At 68.1% G+C, this 511-nt stretch carries 1 protein-coding gene; it reads right to left on the bottom strand.

Annotated features, from left to right (window positions below):
- Positions 1 to 9 precede the first annotated feature (9 nt).
- The coding region (locus CSC64_RS13850; protein ID WP_162435911.1) for an IS110 family RNA-guided transposase at positions 10 to 511 on the bottom strand (502 nt) is incomplete at its 5' end.

Below are 511 nucleotides of genomic sequence, written 5' to 3'. Positions count from 1 at the left end.
ATGTGTCGATCATTCGGATGTGCGTCGTCGACTCGCTGGCCGCTGCACCATCGGATGCTTCAGCCACGCCTCGGCGTCGTAGTGCTCGCCACGCGCCAGCATCGCCCACAGCTGGCGCGCGTGTTTGTTGGCGATGGCCACCAGCAGCTTGCCGAACGGCAGCCGTCGCTCCAGGTCCTGGATCCAGCGCTGCTCCGGGGTGGCTTTCTCCCATGCCACTGCCTTGGCCCGCTGCAGGCTGCTGCGTGCGCCCTGGATCAGCAGGGTGCGCAGGTAGCCATCGCCGCGGCAGCTGATGTGGCCCAGTCGCGTGCGCCCGCCGCTGGAATGCTGCATTGGCACCAGCCCCAGCCAGGCGGCGAACTGGCGACCGTTCTTGAACGCCTGTGCCGAGCCGATGGTGGCCACCACCGCGTCGGCAGTGATTGGGCCGATGCCGATGATCGCGCGCAATCGCATGCAGGCTTCATCAGCGTTGGCGTGCGCATGGATCCGGCGGTCGGCGTCGGCG

The organism is Pseudoxanthomonas koreensis (genome assembly GCF_010093225.1).
Taxonomy (GTDB): Bacteria; Pseudomonadota; Gammaproteobacteria; order Xanthomonadales; family Xanthomonadaceae; genus Pseudoxanthomonas; species Pseudoxanthomonas koreensis.
Note: the sequence above shows the minus strand (reverse complement) of the source record. Positions and strands in the feature narration are given on the sequence as shown.